This window comes from Geodermatophilus ruber, from assembly GCF_900114385.1.
Taxonomy (GTDB): domain Bacteria; phylum Actinomycetota; class Actinomycetes; order Mycobacteriales; family Geodermatophilaceae; genus Geodermatophilus; species Geodermatophilus ruber.
Map to the genome: position 1 here is coordinate 64,853 of NZ_FOSW01000001.1, position 18,994 is coordinate 83,846.

15 protein-coding genes are annotated in these 18,994 nt (G+C 70.1%); 3 read left to right on the forward strand and 12 right to left on the reverse strand.

What is annotated here, in order from left to right:
* Window positions 1-12: 12 nt before the first annotated feature.
* From rplW to rpsL, 8 genes are all read right to left on the reverse strand, one after another.
* Entirely contained in the window at window positions 13-315 is a 303-nt protein-coding gene (rplW, locus tag BMZ50_RS00415; RefSeq protein ID WP_091319657.1) for a 50S ribosomal protein L23, read from the reverse strand.
* Window positions 312-1,097, reverse strand: coding sequence for a 50S ribosomal protein L4 (gene rplD, locus BMZ50_RS00420; RefSeq protein ID WP_091319660.1), 786 nt, complete (start codon window positions 1,095-1,097; stop codon window positions 312-314). Before rplD ends, rplW begins: the two co-directional genes overlap by 4 nt.
* The gene (rplC, locus tag BMZ50_RS00425; RefSeq protein WP_091319663.1) at window positions 1,094-1,759 is read right to left on the reverse strand and encodes a 50S ribosomal protein L3; all 666 of its coding nucleotides are present in this window, start codon (window positions 1,757-1,759) and stop codon (window positions 1,094-1,096) included. The genes rplD and rplC overlap by 4 nt, the downstream gene beginning before the upstream one ends.
* 15 nt (window positions 1,760-1,774) lie before the next feature.
* Window positions 1,775-2,080 (reverse strand): 30S ribosomal protein S10, encoded by a 306-nt coding sequence (rpsJ, locus tag BMZ50_RS00430; protein ID WP_014742859.1) that lies wholly within the window; start codon window positions 2,078-2,080, stop codon window positions 1,775-1,777.
* Window positions 2,081-2,184: 104 nt separating this feature from the next.
* Window positions 2,185-3,378 carry an elongation factor Tu gene (gene tuf / locus BMZ50_RS00435; RefSeq protein WP_091319666.1) on the reverse strand — a complete coding sequence of 398 codons (1,194 nt, stop codon included), beginning with the start codon at window positions 3,376-3,378 and terminating at the stop codon, window positions 2,185-2,187.
* Between the two features lie 90 nt (window positions 3,379-3,468).
* On the reverse strand, window positions 3,469-5,568 hold the full coding sequence (fusA, locus tag BMZ50_RS00440) for an elongation factor G (RefSeq protein ID WP_091319669.1): 2,100 nt from the start codon (window positions 5,566-5,568) through the stop codon (window positions 3,469-3,471).
* Window positions 5,569-5,667: 99 nt separating this feature from the next.
* Complete coding sequence (gene rpsG / locus BMZ50_RS00445; RefSeq protein ID WP_091319672.1) at window positions 5,668-6,138, reverse strand: 30S ribosomal protein S7; 471 nt, start codon at window positions 6,136-6,138, stop codon at window positions 5,668-5,670.
* Window positions 6,138-6,512 carry a 30S ribosomal protein S12 gene (gene rpsL, locus BMZ50_RS00450; RefSeq protein WP_012950487.1) on the reverse strand — a complete coding sequence of 125 codons (375 nt, stop codon included), beginning with the start codon at window positions 6,510-6,512 and terminating at the stop codon, window positions 6,138-6,140. Before rpsL ends, rpsG begins: the two co-directional genes overlap by 1 nt.
* A 565-nt stretch (window positions 6,513-7,077) precedes the next feature.
* On the opposite strand from rpsL, the gene BMZ50_RS00455 reads away from it, so the two are divergent.
* The 3 genes from BMZ50_RS00455 (at window position 7,078) to BMZ50_RS00465 (ending at window position 9,506) form a co-directional block, all read left to right on the forward strand.
* On the forward strand, window positions 7,078-8,046 hold the full coding sequence (locus BMZ50_RS00455) for a chymotrypsin family serine protease (RefSeq protein ID WP_091319676.1): 969 nt from the start codon (window positions 7,078-7,080) through the stop codon (window positions 8,044-8,046).
* Between the two features lie 121 nt (window positions 8,047-8,167).
* A complete protein-coding gene (locus tag BMZ50_RS00460) occupies window positions 8,168-8,383 on the forward strand; it encodes a hypothetical protein (protein WP_091319679.1) in 216 nt (71 codons plus the stop codon).
* 82 nt (window positions 8,384-8,465) lie between these two features.
* Window positions 8,466-9,506, forward strand: coding sequence for an LLM class F420-dependent oxidoreductase (locus BMZ50_RS00465; RefSeq protein ID WP_091320949.1), 1,041 nt, complete (start codon window positions 8,466-8,468; stop codon window positions 9,504-9,506).
* Window positions 9,507-9,641: 135 nt separating this feature from the next.
* On the opposite strand, the gene BMZ50_RS00470 is transcribed toward BMZ50_RS00465, so the two are convergent.
* The 4 genes from BMZ50_RS00470 to BMZ50_RS00485 form a co-directional block, all read right to left on the reverse strand.
* Complete coding sequence (locus BMZ50_RS00470) at window positions 9,642-13,547, reverse strand: DNA-directed RNA polymerase subunit beta' (RefSeq protein ID WP_091319684.1); 3,906 nt, start codon at window positions 13,545-13,547, stop codon at window positions 9,642-9,644.
* Window positions 13,548-13,658: 111 nt separating this feature from the next.
* Window positions 13,659-17,171 (reverse strand): DNA-directed RNA polymerase subunit beta, encoded by a 3,513-nt coding sequence (rpoB, locus tag BMZ50_RS00475; RefSeq protein ID WP_218146031.1) that lies wholly within the window; start codon window positions 17,169-17,171, stop codon window positions 13,659-13,661.
* Window positions 17,172-17,566: 395 nt separating this feature from the next.
* Window positions 17,567-18,349, reverse strand: coding sequence for a hypothetical protein (locus BMZ50_RS00480; protein WP_143087039.1), 783 nt, complete (start codon window positions 18,347-18,349; stop codon window positions 17,567-17,569).
* A gap of 5 nt (window positions 18,350-18,354) precedes the next feature.
* The gene (locus BMZ50_RS00485; RefSeq protein ID WP_143087040.1) at window positions 18,355-18,960 is read right to left on the reverse strand and encodes a hypothetical protein; all 606 of its coding nucleotides are present in this window, start codon (window positions 18,958-18,960) and stop codon (window positions 18,355-18,357) included.
* Window positions 18,961-18,994 lie beyond the last annotated feature (34 nt).

Below are 18,994 nucleotides of genomic sequence, written 5' to 3' on the forward strand. Positions count from 1 at the left end.
GCGCAATCGCCGTCAGGCGCCCGGACCGCCGAAGATCTCGATGCGGTCGCCGGGGGCGAGCGAGACGATGGCGCGCTTGGTGTCCTTGCGCTTGCCGAGCTTGCTGCCCTTGCTCCGCTTGCGCTTGCCCTGGCGGTTGATCGTGTTCACGCCGAGGACCTTCACCTGGAAGATCTGCTCAACCGCGATCTTGATCTGGGTCTTGTTCGCCTCGGGCAGCACGATGAACGTGTACTGGTTCTCGTCCAGGAGCCCGTAGCTCTTCTCCGAGATGACCGGGGCGAGCAGCACGTCCCGGGGGTCGCGGACGCTCATGCGTTCTCCTCAGCGTCATCGGTGGCGAGGTCCAGGTCGGTCGTGCCCTGAACCGGCTCGATCGACGGGATGGCGCCGGGGATGTCCGGCGTCGTCAGGTCGGGCTTCTCGATCTCGTGACCCTTGCCCTTCGCCGGCCCGGCGACGAACTGGGCGAGCGCGGCCTCGGTGAAGACGACCTCGTCGGAGACCAGGACGTCGTAGGTGTTGAGCTGGCCGGCCTCGATCAGGTGCACCTGCGGCAGGTTGCGCAGGCTGACCCAGTTGAGGACGTCATCGCGGTCGAGGACCACGAGGACTCGCTTGGCCTGGGTGATCCCCTGGATGGTCGCCAGCGCGGCCTTGGTCTTGGGCGCGTCGCCCTCCACGAAGGTGCTCACCACGTGCACCCGGTTCTCGCGGGCCCGGTCGGAGAGGGCACCGCGCAGCGCGGCCGCCTTCATCTTCTTCGGGGTCTTCTGCGAGTAGTCGCGCGGCTGCGGGCCGTGGACGGTGCCACCGCCCTCGAACTGCGGCGCGCGGGTCGAGCCCTGCCGGGCGCGACCGGTGCCCTTCTGGCGGTAGGGCTTGGCGCCACCGCCACGGACCTGACCGCGGGTCTTGGTCGCGTGCGTGCCCTGGCGCGCGGCGGCCAGCTGGGCCACCACGACCTGGTGCATGAGCGAGACGTTCGCCGCCGCGTCGAAGAGCTCACCGGGCAGCGTCACGCTGCCGGAGGTCTCCCCCGCCGGGGTGCGGACGTCGACCTGGCGGTCGGTCCGGGTCTGGGTCGACTGGGTCACTGGTTGTCACTCCCCACGGGGCCGCCCTTGACGGCCGAGCGGACGAGCACGAGGCCGCCCTTCGGGCCGGGGATCGCGCCCTTGATCAGCAGCAGCCCGCGCTCGGCGTCCACCTTGTGCACGTTGAGCGAGAGCGTGGTCGTCTTGACCGCGCCCATGCGGCCGGCCATGCGCAGGCCCTTGAAGACGCGACCGGGGGTGGATGCGCCGCCGATGGAGCCCGGCGACCGGTGCTTGCGCTGGGTGCCGTGTGCGGCGCCGAGGCCCTTGAAGCCGTGACGCTTCATGACACCGGCGGTGCCCTTGCCCTTGCTGGTGCCGATGACGTCGACCTTCGCGACGCCGTCGAAGACCTCAGCGGTCAGCTCCTGGCCGACCGTGTAGTCCGAGGCGTCCGCGGTGCGCAGCTCGACCAGGTGCCGACGCGGCGTGACGCCCGCCTTGGCGAAGTGCCCGCCCTCGGGCTTGTTCACCTTGCGCGGGTCGATCTCGCCGAACCCGAGCTGGACGGCGGAGTAGCCGTCGACCTCGGGGGTCCGGACCTGGGTCACCACACACGGGCCCGCCTTCACGACGGTCACCGGCACGATGCGGTTGTTCTCGTCGAAGACCTGGGTCATGCCCAGCTTCTCGCCGAGGAGACCACGGAATGTGCTCGCCATGTCTGCTGACTGCCCTTACTGGATGTTGACGTCGACCGAGGCCGGCAGGTCGATGCGCATGAGCGCGTCGACCGTCTTCGGCGTCGGGTCGAGGATGTCGATGAGGCGCTTGTGGGTGCGCATCTCGAAGTGCTCCCGCGAGTCCTTGTACTTGTGCGGGGACCGGATGACGCAGTACACGTTCTTCTCCGTCGGCAGCGGCACCGGGCCGACGACGCGCGCACCGGTCTTGGTCACCGTGTCGACGATGCGCCGCGCCGAGGCGTCGATCGCCTCGTGGTCGTAGGCCTTCAGCCGGATGCGGATCTTCTGTCCCGCCATCGCTGTCTTCTGCTCCTGCCGATCGGTGTTCGAGTAGCTGTGGGGGTCGGGCGACCCGGTGGACGGGCGGTGGCCGGCGTGCGGCCACCGCCCGTCGCGGGGACTTACTTGAGGATCTTGGTGACGCGACCGGCGCCGACGGTGCGGCCACCCTCACGGATGGCGAACCGCAGGCCCTCCTCCATGGCGATCGGCTGGATCAGCTCGACCGTCATCTCGGTGTTGTCACCCGGCATGACCATCTCGGTGCCGGCGGGCAGGGTCACGACGCCCGTCACGTCCGTCGTCCGGAAGTAGAACTGGGGACGGTAGTTGTTGAAGAACGGCGTGTGACGGCCACCCTCGTCCTTCGAGAGGATGTAGACCGAGCCCTCGAAGTTGGTGTGCGGGGTGATCGACCCCGGCTTCACCACGACCTGGCCGCGCTCGACGTCCTCGCGCTTGATGCCGCGCAGCAGCAGGCCGACGTTGTCACCGGCCTGGCCCTGGTCGAGCAGCTTGCGGAACATCTCGACACCGGTGACGGTGGTCTTGGTCGAGGACGGGCGGATGCCGACGATCTCGACCTCCTCGTTCACCTTGACGATGCCGCGCTCCACGCGACCGGTGACGACGGTGCCGCGACCGGTGATGGTGAAGACGTCCTCGACGGGCATGAGGAACGGCTTGTCGATCTCACGCTCCGGCTCGGGGATCGCGGTGTCGACGGCGTTCATCAGCTCCATGAGGCGGTCGCCCCACTCGGCGTCGCCCTCGAGGGCCTTGAGCGCCGAGACGCGGACCACGGGGACGTCGTCACCCGGGAACTCGTACTCGCTCAGCAGCTCGCGGACCTCCAGCTCGACGAGCTCGAGGATCTCCTCGTCGTCGACCATGTCGGCCTTGTTCAGCGCCACGACGATGTAGGGGACACCGACCTGGCGGGCCAGGAGGACGTGCTCCTTGGTCTGCGGCATCGGGCCGTCGGTGGCGGCGACCACGAGGATGGCACCGTCCATCTGCGCCGCACCGGTGATCATGTTCTTGATGTAGTCGGCGTGCCCGGGGCAGTCGACGTGCGCGTAGTGCCGGTTCTCGGTCTGGTACTCGACGTGGGCGATCGAGATCGTGATGCCGCGGGCCTTCTCCTCGGGCGCCTTGTCGATCTGGTCGAAGGCCGACGCCTCGTTGAGGTCCGGGTACTTGTCGTGCAGCACCTTGGTGATCGCCGCGGTCAGCGTGGTCTTGCCGTGGTCGATGTGCCCGATGGTGCCGATGTTGACGTGCGGCTTGGTCCGCTCGAACTTGGCCTTGGCCACTGGGTTCCTCTCTCCGTGTCTTCGCAGTCGTGCGCGTGCTCTGGGGTGGGCAGTGCCCGGGGTCGGCGGACGAGGTCGCCCGCCGACCTGTTACTCGCCGGTCGCCTTGGCGATGATCTCCTTGGCGACGTTGGCCGGGACCTCGGCGTACGAGTCGAACACCATGGTGTAGCTCGCCCGTCCCTGGGTGCGGCTGCGCAGGTCGCCCACGTAGCCGAACATCTCCGAGAGCGGGACCAGGGCCCGGACGACGCGGGCGCCGGAGCGCTCCTCCATCGCCTGGATGGTCCCACGCCGGGAGTTCAGGTCGCCGATGACGTCACCCATGTAGTCCTCGGGCGTGACGACCTCGACGGCCATGAGCGGCTCGAGCAGGGCCGGACTGGCCTTGCGTGCGGCCTCCTTGAAGACCATCGAGCCGGCGATCTTGAAGGCCATCTCCGAGGAGTCGACCTCGTGGTACTGGCCGTCGACCAGCGTGGCCTTGACACCCACGAGCGGGTAACCGGCGAGGACGCCGTACTGCATCGCGTCCTGGATGCCCTGGTCGACCGAGGGGATGTACTCCTTGGGGATGCGCCCACCGGTGACGGCGTTCACGAACTCGTAGGTCGGGCCGTCGCCGGTGACCTCGAGCGGCTCCACGGTGACCTGCACCTTCGCGAACTGACCCGAACCACCGGTCTGCTTCTTGTGGGTGTAGTCGTACTTCTCGACGGCCTTGCGGATCGTCTCCCGGTAGGCCACCTGGGGCTTGCCGACGTTGGCCTCGACCTTGAACTCGCGCCGCATCCGGTCGACGAGGATCTCCAGGTGGAGCTCGCCCATGCCGGAGATGACGGTCTGGCCGGTCTCCTCGTCCAGCTTGACCTGGAAGGTCGGGTCCTCCTCGGCCAGCTTCTGGATGGCGGTGCCGAGCTTCTCCTGGTCGCTCTTGGTCTTCGGCTCGATCGCGACCGAGATGACCGGGGCCGGGAAGGTCATCGACTCCAGGATCACCGGCTTCTGCGGGTCGCTGAGCGTGTCACCCGTGGTGGTCTGCTTGAGACCCACGACCGCGACGATCTGGCCGGCGCCCACGCCTTCGCGCTCCTCGCGCTTGTTGGCGTGCATCTGGTAGATCTTGCCGATCCGCTCCTTGCGGTCCTTGGTGCTGTTGAGCACCGGGGACCCGGAGGAGACCCTGCCCGAGTAGACCCGGATGTAGGTCAGCTTGCCGAGGTGCTGGTCGGTCTGGATCTTGAAGGCCAGGGCCGAGAACGGCTCGTCCTCGTCGGCGTGCCGGAGCACCTCGGTCTCGCCGTCGAGCGCGGTGCCGACGATCGCCTCGATGTCCAGCGGGCTGGGCAGGTAGTCGGTGACCGCGTCGAGCAGCGGCTGGATGCCCTTGTTCTTGAACGCGGTGCCGGTGAGGACCGGGTTGATCTGGGCACCGATCGTGGCCTTGCGGATCGCGCCCTTGAGCCGGTCGACGGAGATCTCCTCGCCGCCGAGGTAGGCCTCCATGAGCTCGTCGTCGGTCTCCGCGACGGCCTCGAGCAGCTTCTCGCGGTACTCGGCGGCCTGGTCGGCCAGCTCGGCCGGGATCTCCTCGACCGCGTAGTCCTCACCCATCTGCGTCTCGCCACGCCAGGTGAGCGCGCGCATCTGGACCAGGTCCACGACGCCGATGAAGTCGGCCTCGGCACCGATCGGCAGCTGCAGCACGACGGGGTTGGCACCCAGCCGCTCGACCATCATGTCGACGCAGCGGAAGAAGTCGGCCCCGGTGCGGTCGAGCTTGTTGACGAAGCACATGCGCGGGACGCCGTACTTCTCCGCCTGCCGCCACACCTGCTCGGTCTGCGGCTCCACGCCGGCGACCCCGTCGTAGACGGCCACCGCACCGTCGAGCACCCGCAGCGACCGCTCCACCTCGACGGTGAAGTCGACGTGCCCCGGGGTGTCGATGATGTTGATGTCGTAGCCGTTCCAGGAGCACTTCGTCGCGGCCGACGTGATGGTGATGCCGCGCTCCTGCTCCTGCTCCATCCAGTCCATCGTGGCCGCGCCGTCGTGGACCTCACCGATCTTGTAGTTGATACCGGTGTAGAAGAGGATGCGCTCGGTCGTCGTGGTCTTGCCGGCGTCGATGTGCGCCATGATCCCGATGTTGCGGGTCGTGGCGAGCTGGGCCTTCGTGTCGGCCATCTCTGTCTCCTCTTTGGTTCGGGTCCGCGTGCGGGTCGTCCAGGGGTGGCCCGGACTTCCCGCCGGCCGCGGGGGCTGGTTGGACCAGCCGGGTGGCACTTACCAGCGGTAGTGCGCGAAGGCCTTGTTCGACTCGGCCATCTTGTGGGTGTCCTCGCGGCGCTTCACCGCGGCCCCCAGGCCGTTGCTCGCGTCGAGCAACTCGTTCATCAGGCGCTCGGTCATCGTCTTCTCGCGACGGGCGCGGCTGTACTGGATCAGCCAGCGCAGGCCCAGCGTGGTGCTCCGCGACGGGCGGACCTCGACCGGCACCTGGTAGGTCGCGCCACCGACGCGGCGGCTGCGCACCTCGAGGGCCGGCTTGACGTTGTCCAGCGCGCGCTTGAGCGTGACGACCGGGTCGGTGTCGGTCTTGGCGCGGGCGCCCTCGAGCGCGCCGTAGACGATCGCCTCGGCGACCGAGCGCTTGCCGTCGACCAGCACCTTGTTGACCAGCTGGGTCACCAGCGGCGACTGGTACACCGGGTCGGCGACCAGCGGACGGCGCGGCGCGGGGCCCTTGCGCGGCATTAGCTCTTCTCCTTCTTCGCGCCGTAGCGGCTGCGAGCCTGCTTGCGGTTCCGGACACCCTGGGTGTCGAGCGAGCCGCGGATGATCTTGTAACGCACGCCGGGGAGGTCCTTCACCCGGCCGCCGCGCACGAGCACCATCGAGTGCTCCTGCAGGTTGTGGCCGACACCCGGGATGTAGGCGGTCACCTCGATGCCACTCGTGAGACGCACGCGAGCGACCTTGCGCAGCGCCGAGTTCGGCTTCTTCGGCGTCGTCGTGTACACGCGGGTGCACACGCCACGACGCTGAGGGGAGCCCTTCAGCGCCGGGGTCTTGGTCTTCTCGACCTTGTCCTCGCGGCCCTTGCGGACCAGCTGGTTGATCGTGGGCATGGGTGGCCTGGATCTCCTACCTGCGCTGGGTCGTGCTGTGGACGGTGCTCTGCTCTGTCGCGCCTCGGGTGCCGGTCCTGCTGGGGTCGGCCCGATCCTGCCCGTGGACCACCACCGGTCCCCGCGGTCGGGCGTGTCGCCTTCCCCGGGACCGGCCGGCGATTCGAACCGGATCGGTCGCCCCCCGCGACTCGGCGCCACCACCTGTCGGCAGGCGCACCGCGAACGGGAGCAGGCCCAGGGCACCCTGGGCACGGCTGACCACGATACCCGTGTGCCCGGACCCGGTCAAAGCCGGGTCCGCCACATGTCGACAGGCGGTGGTCAGCCTCACCCGTCGGGGCCGTGCACCCGGGTCAACGTCGCTGCCTCCGGGCTATTCCCGGGGGCCACAGACCCGGCGGGCGACCCCGGCGGTGGCGGCGAATGTACCGGTACCGGGCCCGGCGCGGGAGCCTCCACGCGTGACACCCCGGCGATCTCCCCGGTGGGGTCGGCGGCGGGCGTCAGACCCCGGCCCTACGGTCTGTGCCAGGACGCCCACCGATCGCCACCGGAGTACGCCGTGCACCTCGACCTCGCCCGGGAACTCAAGGCCCACCTCTCGACGCGGCTGGCCGCGTCCGCCGCGCCGGTGACGGCCAGCGACCTGGCCGGGCGGTCCTGGGCCCGCCCGGCCCTCGGGCTCGCGCCGGTCGCCCCGGGCCAGGCCCACCTGGCGATCCGGCTGAGCAACAAGGACGACGTCGATCCGCTGGTCGAGGGCCTCCCCGACACGGTGCTCGGGGAGCTCGACATCCGGGTCATCGGCGCCGTGCACGCGCTCTCCTCCCCCGGGCAGCTGCAGCAGCGCACCCGGCCGCTCCACCCGGGACTGTCGGTGGGCCACCCGGCGGTGAGCGCGGGGACGCTGGGCGGCTTCGTCCACCGCGGGGGGCGGTTGGCGCTGCTCTCGAACAGCCACGTGCTGGCAGCCAGCGGCGCCGCCGTCCTGGGGGACGCGGTGCTGCAGCCCGGAACAGCGGACGGCGGCCGGGGGAATACCGACCGGGTGGCCTCGCTGTCGGCCTTCGAGCCGTTCCGGGCCGAGGGCGGCGCCAACCTCGTCGACGCCGCGGTGGCCGACCTGGACGCCGAGGTGCCGGTGGAGCCGGGCCGGCTGCCCGGTGGTCCGCTGATCGGCGCGGTCCTGCCGGTGGACGACGTCGACCCCGACGTGCAGGTGGAGAAGGTGGGACGGACGACCGGGCACACCCTCGGGCGGATCACCGCGATCGAGGTCGACGGTGTGACCGTGCAGTACGACGACGCGGTGCACGTGTTCGACGACCAGGTGGAGATCGAGGGACTGGCGGGGGCGTTCAGCGCCGGGGGCGACAGCGGGTCGGTCGTCTGGCGCAGCGGGGACCGGGCTCCCCTGGGTCTGCTCTTCGCGGGCAGCGATACCGGCGGGAGCAACGGCGGCGGCGTCACGTTCGCCAACCCGCTGGCGACGGTGCTGGAGGTTCTCGGCCTGGAGTGGCTTCCCGCCTGAGGGTGGTCCGGGTCCGGCGGGGGCTGTCGCGCCGGGCGGAACCAGGGCACCATGGGGGCGGTGACCGCGCGTGCGAGGTCACCGCCGGCCCAGCGTCGGCACCCGCCACCGAGGAGGGTCCGTGACCGATCGCGCCTCCGCCAGAGCCGCCAAGAGTGCCCTCACCGAGCGACTGGCCGCCGATCCCGCCGTCGTCGGGGTCGGGCTGGCCCGCAGGGAGAGCGGGTACGTGGTCAAGGTGAACCTGGCGGATGCGGGCGCGGCCGGGCGCGTGCCCCGCGACGTCGACGGCGTCCGCGTGGTCACCGAGGTCGTCGGCGCCGTCCGCGCTGTCTGAACGCCCTGCGAGACCCGCGCGGCGCTGCCGTTAGCGTCGGTCCACGGCGCCAACAGGGGCGCCGTGGACGTCAGGAGTGGACGTGCGCATCGGCATCCAGGCCAGTTACAGCGGGGGGTTCCGCGAGACCGCCGCAGAGATCCGCGACCTCGAATCAGCCGGGCTCGACCTGGCGATGGTGGCCGAGGTGTACACCTTCGACGCGGTCAGCCAGCTGGGCTACCTCGCCGCGGTGACCGAGCGGGTCGAGCTCATGAGCGGCATCTTCCCGATCTACAGCCGTACCCCGGCGCTGACCGCGATGACCGCGGCGGGGCTCGACTTCGTCTCCGACGGCCGGTTCACCCTCGGGCTGGGCGCCTCCGGCCCGCAGGTGATCGAGGGGTGGCACGGGGTCCCCTACGACGCCCCGCTGCAGCGCACCCGCGAGATCGTCGAGATCTGCCGGCGGGTGTGGCGCCGCGAGCGGCTGGCCCACGAGGGGCCGAAGTACAGCATTCCGCTGCCGCCCGAGCAGGGCACCGGCCTGGGCAAGCCGCTGAAGCTGATCAACACCCCGGTGCGCGAGCGGATCCCGGTGCTGCTGGCCGCGATCGGGCCGAAGAACGTGCAGATGGCCGCGGAGATCGCCGAGGCGTGGGAGCCGATCTTCTTCGTGCCGGAGAAGGCGGCGTCGGTCTGGGGCGAGTCGCTGGCCGCGGGGCGGGCCAAGCGGGACCCCGACCTGGGTGACCTGCAGGTCGTCGTGGGCGTCCCGGTCGCGGTCGGGGAGGACGCCGAGCCGATGCTCGACCTGGTGCGCCCGCAGCTCGCGCTCTACATCGGGGGCATGGGGGCCCGCGGCAAGAACTTCTACAACGACCTGGCGCGCCGCTACGGGTACGAGGCCGAGGCGGAGAAGATCCAGGACCTCTACCTCGACGGCCGCAAGGACGAGGCCGCGGCGGCGGTGCCCGAGGAGCTCGTGCGCGCCGTCTCGCTGATCGGACCGGAGTCCCACGTGGCCGAGCGGATCGCTGCCTTCGCCGAGGCGGGCGTCACCACGCTGATGCTGCAGCCCCTCGACGCCAGCCGCGAGGGTCGGCTGCGCACAGTGGAGACGATGAAGAGGCTGGCGGGGTAAGCCATGACGTCGCCGTCCTCCGGATGACAGACGAAAGGGCCCCCAGGTCGTTCGACCTGGGGGCCCTTTCGTCACTGCCGGCCTACCTCAGGGTCCCGCCGCGAGCGTGCGAGCGGTGGGGGAGGTAGGTGCTTTTCAGCCCCGCCAGTCGTACTCCTCGAGACGCACGGCCTCGCCGGTGCCCTGACCGAAGACGTCGGGGCTGTAGTACTGCCCGTCGTCGTAGCCGGCCATCGTGTAGACGGCGGCCCGGGCCTCCTCGGTGGGCTCGACCGTGATGTTCCGGTAACGGCTGATGCCCGTACCCGCCGGGATCAGCTTGCCGATGATCACGTTCTCCTTGAGGCCGAGCAGGCTGTCGCTCTTGCCCTGGATCGCGGCGTCGGTGAGCACCTTGGTCGTCTCCTGGAAGGAGGCGGCCGACAGCCACGACTCGGTCGCGAGCGAGGCCTTGGTGATGCCCATGAGCACCGGGCGGGCCGAGGCCGGCTCGCCACCCTCGGCGACGACCCGACGGTTCTCGGTCTCGAACAGCGTCCGCTCCACCAGCGCGCCGGGCAGGAACTCGGTGGAGCCCGAGTCGATGATGGTCACCCGCTTCAGCATCTGCCGGATGATCACCTCGATGTGCTTGTCGTGGATCGACACACCCTGGCTGCGGTAGACCTCCTGCACCTCGCGGACCAGGTGCAGCTGCACCTCGCGCGGGCCCATGATCCGCAGCACCTCGTGCGGGTCCACCGCACCCTCGGTGAGCTGCTCGCCGACCTCGACGTGCTGACCGTCCTCGACCCGCAGCCGCGCACGGCGCGACACCTTGTCGTAGACGACCTCGTCGGAGCCGTCGTCCGGGATGATGGTGATCTTCCGGAACTGCTCGCCGTCCTCGATCCGGACGGTGCCGGCCAGCTCGGCGATCGGGGCCTTGCCCTTGGGGACGCGGGCCTCGAAGAGCTCCACCACACGCGGCAGACCGTGGGTGATGTCCTCACCCGCGACACCACCGGTGTGGAAGGTGCGCATCGTCAGCTGGGTGCCGGGCTCACCGATCGACTGGGCGGCGATGATGCCGACCGCCTCGCCGACGTCCACCAGCTTGCCGGTCGCCAGCGAGCGGCCGTAGCAGGTGGCGCAGGTGCCGAGCAGCGACTCGCAGGTCAGGACACAGCGGACCTTGACCTCCGAGACACCGGCGTCGACGAGCGCCTGGATCAGCACGTCCCCCAGGTCCTGACCGGCCTGCGCGATGAGCGTGCCGTCCTCGGCCACCACGTCGGCGGCCAGTGCCCGGGCGTACACGCTGGTCTCCACGTGCGCGTCACGGGTGACCGTGCCGTCCACGACGGTGCCGATCGGCATGATCACGCCGCGGTCGGTCCCGCAGTCCTCCTCGCGGATGATGACGTCCTGGGAGACGTCGACCAGCCGGCGGGTGAGGTACCCGGAGTCCGCGGTCCGCAGCGCCGTGTCGGCCAGGCCCTTGCGCGCACCGTGCGTGGAGATGAAGTACTCCAGCACGGACAGACCCTCCCGGAAGTTGGCCTTGATCGGCCGCGGGATGATCTCGCCCTTCGGGTTGGCCACCAGGCCGCGCATGCCGGCGATCTGGCTGATCTGCATCATGTTGCCTCGGGCACCCGAGTTGACCATGACCCAGACCGGGTTGGTGGTCGGGAAGTTCTCCACCATCGCCTGGCTGACCTCGGCCCGGGCGCGGGTCCAGATCTCGATCAGCTCGGCACGACGCTCGGCGTCGGTGATGACGCCGCGCTCGTACTGCTTCTCGATCTGGCGCGCCTCGGCCTCGTGCCGGTCCAGGATCTCCTGCTTGGCCGGCGGGGTGACCACGTCGTCGATGGCGATCGTGATCCCCGCGCGGGTGGCCCAGTGGAACCCGGCGGACTTGAGGGCGTCCAGCGTCGCCGCGACCTGCACCTTGGGGTAGCGCTCGGCGAGGTCGTTGACGATCGCCCCGAGCTCCTTCTTCGGCACCTGGTAGTTGACGAAGCGGTAGTCCTCGGGCAGCGCCTCGTTGAACAGCACCCGGCCGAGGCTGGTGAGCACGCGCGCAGGGGCGCCCGGCGCCCAGTCCTCCGGCTGCTCCCACGCCTCGTTGACCGAGCCGTTGTCGACGCCGAAGACCTCGTCGAGGCGGATCCAGGCCCGCTCCTGCAGACCCAGCGAGCCCTTGTCGTAGGCCATGATCGCCTCGGCCGCAGACGAGAAGGACGCCGGCTGACCACCGTCGGCCTCGTGCCGGCTGGGCACCAGGGTCGTCAGGTGGTACAGGCCCAGCACCATGTCCTGGGTCGGCGCGGTGATCGGGCGACCGTCGGCCGGGCTCAGGATGTTGTTGCTCGACAGCATCAGGATCCGGGCCTCGGCCTGCGCCTCGGCGGACAGCGGCAGGTGCACCGCCATCTGGTCACCGTCGAAGTCCGCGTTGAACGCGGTGCAGACCAGCGGGTGGATCTGGATGGCCTTGCCCTCGACCAGCTGCGGCTCGAAGGCCTGGATGCCCAGTCGGTGCAGCGTCGGCGCCCGGTTGAGCAGCACCGGGTGCTCGGTGATGACCTCCTCCAGCACGTCCCAGACGACAGGACGGGCGCGCTCCACCATTCGCTTGGCGGACTTGATGTTCTGCGCGTGGTTGAGGTCGACCAGCCGCTTCATGACGAAGGGCTTGAACAGCTCCAGCGCCATCTGCTTGGGCAGACCGCACTGGTGCAGCTTCAGCTGCGGGCCGACGACGATGACCGAACGGCCGGAGTAGTCGACGCGCTTGCCCAGCAGGTTCTGCCGGAACCGCCCCTGCTTGCCCTTGAGCAGGTCGCTCAGGGACTTCAGGGGACGGTTGCCCGGGCCGGTGACGGGCCGGCCGCGGCGGCCGTTGTCGAACAGCGCGTCCACGGACTCCTGGAGCATCCGCTTCTCGTTGTTCACGATGATCTCGGGCGCACCGAGGTCGAGCAGCCGCTTCAGCCGGTTGTTCCGGTTGATCACCCGGCGGTACAGGTCGTTCATGTCGCTGGTCGCGAAGCGGCCACCGTCGAGCTGCACCATCGGGCGCAGGTCCGGCGGGATGACCGGGACGCAGTCCAGCACCATGCCCATGGGCGAGTTGCGGGTCTGCTGGAAGGCCGCGACGACCTTCAGCCGCTTGAGGGCCCGCAGCTTGCGCTGGCCCTTGCCGCTGCGGATGGTCTCCCGCAGCGAGGCCGCCTCGGCGTCGAGGTCGAAGTCGGCCAGCAGCTTCTGCAGCGCCGCGGCACCCATGCCGCCCTCGAAGTACTCGCCGAAGCGGTCGCGCAGCTCGCGGTAGAGGCTCTCATCGGCGATGAGCTGCTTGACCTCGAGCTTGCGGAAGGTGTCGAGCACCTCCTCGAGGCGGTCGATCTCCCGCTGGGCGCGGTCGCGCAGCTGGCGCATCTCGCGCTCGCCGCCCTCGCGGACCTTGCGGCGCACGTCGGACTTGGCACCCTCGGCCTCGAGCTCGGCGAGGTCGGCCTCCAGCTTCTGCTGGCGGGCCTCCACGTCGGCGTCGCGGCGGGACTCGAGGTTGTGCTTCTCCGCGCTGATCTCGGCCTCGATGGTCGGGAGGTCGCGGTGGCGTGCCTCGTCGTCGACCGAGGTGATCAGGTAAGCGGCGAAGTAGATGATCTTCTCGAGGTCCTTGGGCGCCAGGTCGAGCAGGTAGCCCAGGCGCGAGGGGACGCCCTTGAAGAACCAGATGTGGGTGACCGGCGCGGCCAGCTCGATGTGGCCCATCCGCTCACGGCGGACCTTGGCCCGGGTCACCTCGACGCCGCAGCGCTCGCAGATGATGCCCTTGAACCGGACCCGCTTGTACTTACCGCAGTAGCACTCCCAGTCCCGGGTGGGACCGAAGATCTTCTCGCAGAAGAGACCGTCCTTCTCCGGACGCAACGTCCGGTAGTTGATGGTCTCGGGCTTCTTCACCTCACCGTGCGACCACTGGCGGATGTCGTCGCCGGTGGCCAGCCCGATGCGGAGCTCGTCGAAGAAGTTGACGTCGAGCAAGGGGACCCCTTTCCCGGGGCTCGTTACTGAACTTCTCTATGAATGTCTTGGCTGGAAGGCCCCCTCCGGGACCCCCTGGGCGTGCGCAGGGGGTCCCGGAGGGGTCCCTTCTCAGACGTCCTCGACGGACGAGGGCTCGCGGCGGGACAGGTCGATGCCCAGCTCCTCCGCGGCCCGGAACACCTCGTCGTCGGTGTCACGCAGCTCGATCGCCTGCCCGTCACCGGAGAGGACCTCCACGTTGAGGCACAGCGACTGCAGCTCCTTGAGCAACACCTTGAACGACTCGGGAATGCCCGGCTCGGGGATGTTCTCGCCCTTGACGATCGCCTCGTAGACCTTGACGCGGCCCAGGATGTCGTCGGACTTGATGGTGAGCAGCTCCTGCAGCGCGTAGGCCGCGCCGTAGGCCTGCATCGCCCAGCACTCCATCTCACCGAAGCGCTGGCCACCGAACTGCGCCTTACCACCCAGCGGCTGCTGCGTGATCATCGAGTACGGGCCGGTCGACCGGGCGTGGATCTTGTCGTCGACCAGGTGCAGCAGCTTCAGGATGTAGACGTAACCCACCGAGATCGGCTCCGGGAAGGGCTCCCCGGACCGGCCGTCGAACAGCCGGGCCTTGCCGGTGGGCTCGACCATCCGGTTGCCGTCGCGGTTCGGGGTCGTCGAGCTCAGCAGGCCGACGATCTCCTCCTCGCGGGCGCCGTCGAACACCGGCGTCGCCGTCCGGGTGCCCGGTGCGGCGGAGTGCGCGGCCTCCGGCAGGTTCTTCGCCCACTCCGGGTTGCCCTCGACCTGCCAGCCGGACTTGGCGACCCATCCGAGGTGGGTCTCCAGGACCTGGCCGACGTTCATCCGGCCGGGCACGCCCAGCGGGTTGAGCACGATGTCCACCGGGGTGCCGTCCTCGAGGAACGGCATGTCCTCCTGCGGCAGGATCTTCGCGATGACGCCCTTGTTGCCGTGGCGGCCGGCGAGCTTGTCACCGTCGGAGATCTTGCGCATCTGGGCGACGTAGACCCGGATCAGCTCGTTGACGCCGGCGGGCAGCTCGTCGCCGTCCTCGCGCGAGAACACGCGGACGCCGATGACCTTGCCGGACTCACCGTGCTTGACCTTGAGGCTGGTGTCGCGGACCTCGCGGGCCTTCTCACCGAAGATCGCCCGCAGCAGCCGCTCCTCGGGGGTCAGCTCGGTCTCGCCCTTGGGCGTGACCTTGCCGACGAGGATGTCGCCGGGGACGACCTCGGCACCGATGCGGATGATGCCGCGCTCGTCGAGGTCGGCGAGGACCTCCTCGGAGACGTTCGGGATGTCCCGGGTGATCTCCTCGGCACCGAGCTTGGTGTCGCGGGCGTCGACCTCGAACTCCTCGATGTGGATCGAGGACAGGACGTCGTCCTGCACGAGGCGCTGCGACAGGATGATCGCGTCCTCGTAGTTGTGGCCCTCCCACGGCATGAAGGCGACGAGCAGGTTCTTGCCCAGCGCCATCTCACCCTGGTCGGTGCACGGCCCGTCGGCGATGACCTGGCCGACCTCGACCCGCTGGCCCTCGTCCACGACGGGGGTCTGGTTGATCGAGGTGCCCTGGTTCGAGCGGCGGAACTTCAGCAGCCGGTAGGTCTGCCGGGTGCCGTCGTCGGCCATGACGGTGACGTAGTCGGCGGTCGAGTCCTCGACCACACCGGCCTTCTCGGCCACCACGACGTCGCCCGCGTCGACCGCGGCCCGCAGCTCCATGCCGGTGCCGACCAGCGGCGCCTCGCTGCGCAGCAGCGGGACGGCCTGACGCTGCATGTTCGCGCCCATGAGCGCGCGGTTGGCGTCGTCGTGCTCGAGGAACGGGATCATCGCCGTCGCCACCGAGGTCATCTGCCGCGGGGAGACGTCCATGTAGTCGACGTTCTCCGGCGCGAGGTAGTCGACCTCACCGCCCTTGGTGCGGACCAGGACGCGGTCCTCGGCGAACCGGCCCTGCGCGTCCAGCGGCGAGTTGGCCTGGGCGACGACGAAACGGTCCTCCTCGTCGGCGGTCAGGTAGTCGATCTGGTCGGTGACGGTGCCGTTCTGGACCCGGCGGTACGGGGTCTCGATGAAGCCGAAGGCGTTCACCCGGCCGTAGGCCGACAGCGAGCCGATCAGGCCGATGTTCGGGCCTTCCGGGGTCTCGATCGGGCACATCCGGCCGTAGTGGCTCGGGTGCACGTCGCGGACCTCCATGCCGGCCCGCTCACGGGACAGACCGCCCGGACCCAGCGCCGACAGGCGGCGCTTGTGGGTCAGGCCCGCCAGGGGGTTGGTCTGGTCCATGAACTGGGACAGCTGGCTGGTGCCGAAGAACTCCTTGATGGAGGCGACGACCGGCCGGATGTTGATCAGGGTCTGCGGCGTGATCGCCTCGACGTCCTGGGTGGTCATCCGCTCGCGGACGACGCGCTCCATGCGGGAGAGGCCGACCCGGATCTGGTTCTGGATCAGCTCGCCGACGGTGCGCAGGCGGCGGTTGCCGAAGTGGTCGATGTCGTCGACACCGTGGTCGGGCTCGCCGGCGTGCAGCCGCACGACGTACTCGATGGTGGAGACGATGTCGTCCTCGGTGAGCGTCAGGGTGCTCTGCGGCACCTCGACACCGAGCTTCTTGTTGACCTTGTAGCGGCCGACCTTGGCCAGGTCGTAGCGCTTCGGGTTGAAGAAGAGGTTCTCCAGCAGCGCCTGGGCCGACTCGCGCGTCGGCGGCTCGCCCGGACGCAGCTTGCGGTAGATGTCGAGCAGCGCCTCGTCCTGGCCGGCGATGTGGTCCTTCTCCAGGGTCGCCAGCACCGTGGGCGACCACTGGAAGTGCTCGCGGATGCGGTCCTCGGTCCAGCCCAGCGCCTTGAGCAGCACCGTGACCGGCTGGCGGCGCTTGCGGTCGATGCGGACGCCGACGGTGTCGCGCTTGTCGACGTCGAACTCCAGCCACGCACCGCGGCTGGGGATGACCTTGGCGCTGAAGACGTCCTTGTCCGACGTCTTGTCCAGGGCCTTGTCGAAGTAGACGCCCGGGCTGCGGACGAGCTGGGACACGACGACCCGCTCGGTGCCGTTGATGACGAAGGTGCCCTTGCGGGTCATGATCGGGAAGTCGCCCATGAACACCGTCTGGCTCTTGATCTCACCAGTGGTGTTGTTCATGAACTCGGCGGTGACGAACAGCGGCGCCGCGTAGGTCATGTCCTTGTCCTTGCACTCCTCGAGGGACGCCTTGACGTCCTCGAAGCGCGGGTTGGAGAAGGACAGCGACATCGAGCCGCTGAAGTCCTCGATCGGCGAGATCTCCTCGAGGATCTCGGCGAGGCCTCCGACGGCGTCGGCCTGCTCCTCGGGGGCGAGGGTGGCCCGCCACTCGGGGCTGCCGACGAGCCAGTCGAAGGAGGCGGTCTGCAGCGCCAGCAGGTCCGGCACCTCGAGCGGCTCCGAGATCTTGGCGAAGGAGACGCGGAGCGGGGCGCCCGGGATCTTCTGCTGGTCGGCCTCGCCGGTGCGGGGGCCGGCCTGGGGGGGCTGCTGGGTCTTGCCGTACGTGGTACCGGACTCGGTGGTGCTGGCGGAGATGCTGGTGGGGCGAGAGCCTGCCAAGATGCGTCCTTCCAAGGACCTCACGACGTGCGGGCGGTGGGTGCGGGTCGTCCTGGGTCGTCGTCGGTAATGGCGGGGCTGTCCACCTGCCTGCTGAGGGGTCCGGCGCGGGCGGTCGACGGGCGTCCGGGCGTGGTTCCCCCGGGCACCCCAGGCGACCCGTCTCGGCGGGCAAGCAGTCAGGGGGCAGCGCAACAGAGAACCCTACCCCTGCTCCGGGAGGCTGTCCACGTCGGGGGGTCCGTAGCGATCAGGACCACACCCGGAAAGGTCAGCCGCCCCGCAGCGGGGCGGGATGGGCCATCTCCACGATGACACGGCCATGATGCCAGCCGGACGGCGACCGGAGGGCTGCCACGCCGCGGCGTCGCGGCTCCCCGGTCCCGCCCGGCCGCTCAGCTGGTGGTCAGCAGGGTCAGCTCGCTGATCTTCCACTCCCCGTCGACCTGCACGATGTCGACCTGGACCGTCTGGGTGCACGACTGCGCACCCTCGGGTGTGACGGTGCACTCCGAGCCCTCCGGCGGCGCCTGGGTCCCGCTGTTCACCGACTCCACGACGTACTGGCCGAACACCACGAGGGTGGCCGCGGTCTGGTCGTCGTCGACCTGCTGCAGGCCGATGTCGAGGACCTCGTAGCGGGTGGTCGCCGAGACCTGCTCGTAGGTGTCGATGATCCCGCCCTGCAGGTCGGCCGCGTACTGCTCGCGGAGGTCGCCGGTCAGGACGTCCAGCTTGCCCTGCACGCTGCGCTCCGAGTCGCGGTAGTCGTAGGCGTAGAGCGCCTCGACGCCGCCGCGCGCCGCGTCGAAGACCTCCGGGCGGACGTACTGCGGCTCCGGGCGCTGCCACAGGAGCACGCCGAGGGCCACGGCGGCGACCCCGCAGAGGACGCCGAGCACCAGCGCCGCACGCGGCCGGCGGCCCGGCGGCGGCGCGGGGGCGGCCGCCGCGGCACGGGCGCCGGCCTGCTCGGAACGGCGTGTGCCGGCTGCGACCGTCCCGGGCCGGGGCGGGGAGGACGGCGCCGCCTGTTCCCGGCCGGCGGGGTCGGCGGCCCGCCGCGGGCGCGGGCTGGGGCGGGTGCCGGCGACCCGGGCGCGCGGGGCGGGCCGGGCGGAGGCGGACGGCCGCGGGCGGGGGGTGGGCCGGGGGCGCTCGTCGGGGGTCTCGGGCACCTGCCTCACCGCCCCGTGATCCCGGAGAGCAGCCAGCGGCCGTCCTCCCGCACCAGCTCGACCTGGATCCGGTAGCGCAGCACCTGGGCCTGGGGGCCGGCCGTGCTCTGCTGGGTGGACTGGATCACCAGCAGCACCGTCGCCTCGTCCTCCTCAGCGCGGGTGACGCCGGCGCCGACCACCTCGGTGTTGACCACGGCCTGGATGTCTGTGAGCTCCTGGCGCCGGTCCTCCAGCTGGGCCAGGGACTCCTCCCGCAGGTCGCCGGTGGCGACCCGGCGCACCTGCTCGATGTCGTCGTCGAGGGTGACGTAGTCGAAGGAGGTCAGGTCCACCACCCCGGACCGGGCTGCCTGCAGCGCCTCGACATAGCTGCCGGTGCGGACCGAGGACTCCGGCGCGGCGAACCGGGGCCACAGCAGGTAGCCCACCGCGGCCAGCAGCAGCACCAGCAGGACGGCGAGGACCGGGACCAGCGGCAGCGTCGGGCGGACCCGCCCGAGCGGCGCCTCGTCGGCGGCCTCGGCGGTCGGCTCCGCCTCGGCGGTCGGCTCCGCCGCGGTGTCCCGCTCCTTCGCGTCGGCCTCCTGCGGCCGGGTATCGCTCGTCACGCGGGTCATCCTCCCGGCTCCTCTCGGTGTCGCG

What these genes read in the sequence shown, in the direction of transcription:
- rplC (WP_091319663.1), bottom strand. Translation starts at nt 1,759, where the DNA reads ATGGCGAGCACATTCCGTGGTCTCCTCGGCGAGAAGCTGGGCATGACC.
- rpsJ (WP_014742859.1), bottom strand. Translation starts at nt 2,080, where the DNA reads ATGGCGGGACAGAAGATCCGCATCCGGCTGAAGGCCTACGACCACGAG.
- rpsL (WP_012950487.1), bottom strand. Translation starts at nt 6,512, where the DNA reads ATGCCCACGATCAACCAGCTGGTCCGCAAGGGCCGCGAGGACAAGGTC.
- fusA (WP_091319669.1), bottom strand. Translation starts at nt 5,568, where the DNA reads ATGGCCGACACGAAGGCCCAGCTCGCCACGACCCGCAACATCGGGATC.
- rpsG (WP_091319672.1), bottom strand. Translation starts at nt 6,138, where the DNA reads ATGCCGCGCAAGGGCCCCGCGCCGCGCCGTCCGCTGGTCGCCGACCCG.
- rplW (WP_091319657.1), bottom strand. Translation starts at nt 315, where the DNA reads ATGAGCGTCCGCGACCCCCGGGACGTGCTGCTCGCCCCGGTCATCTCG.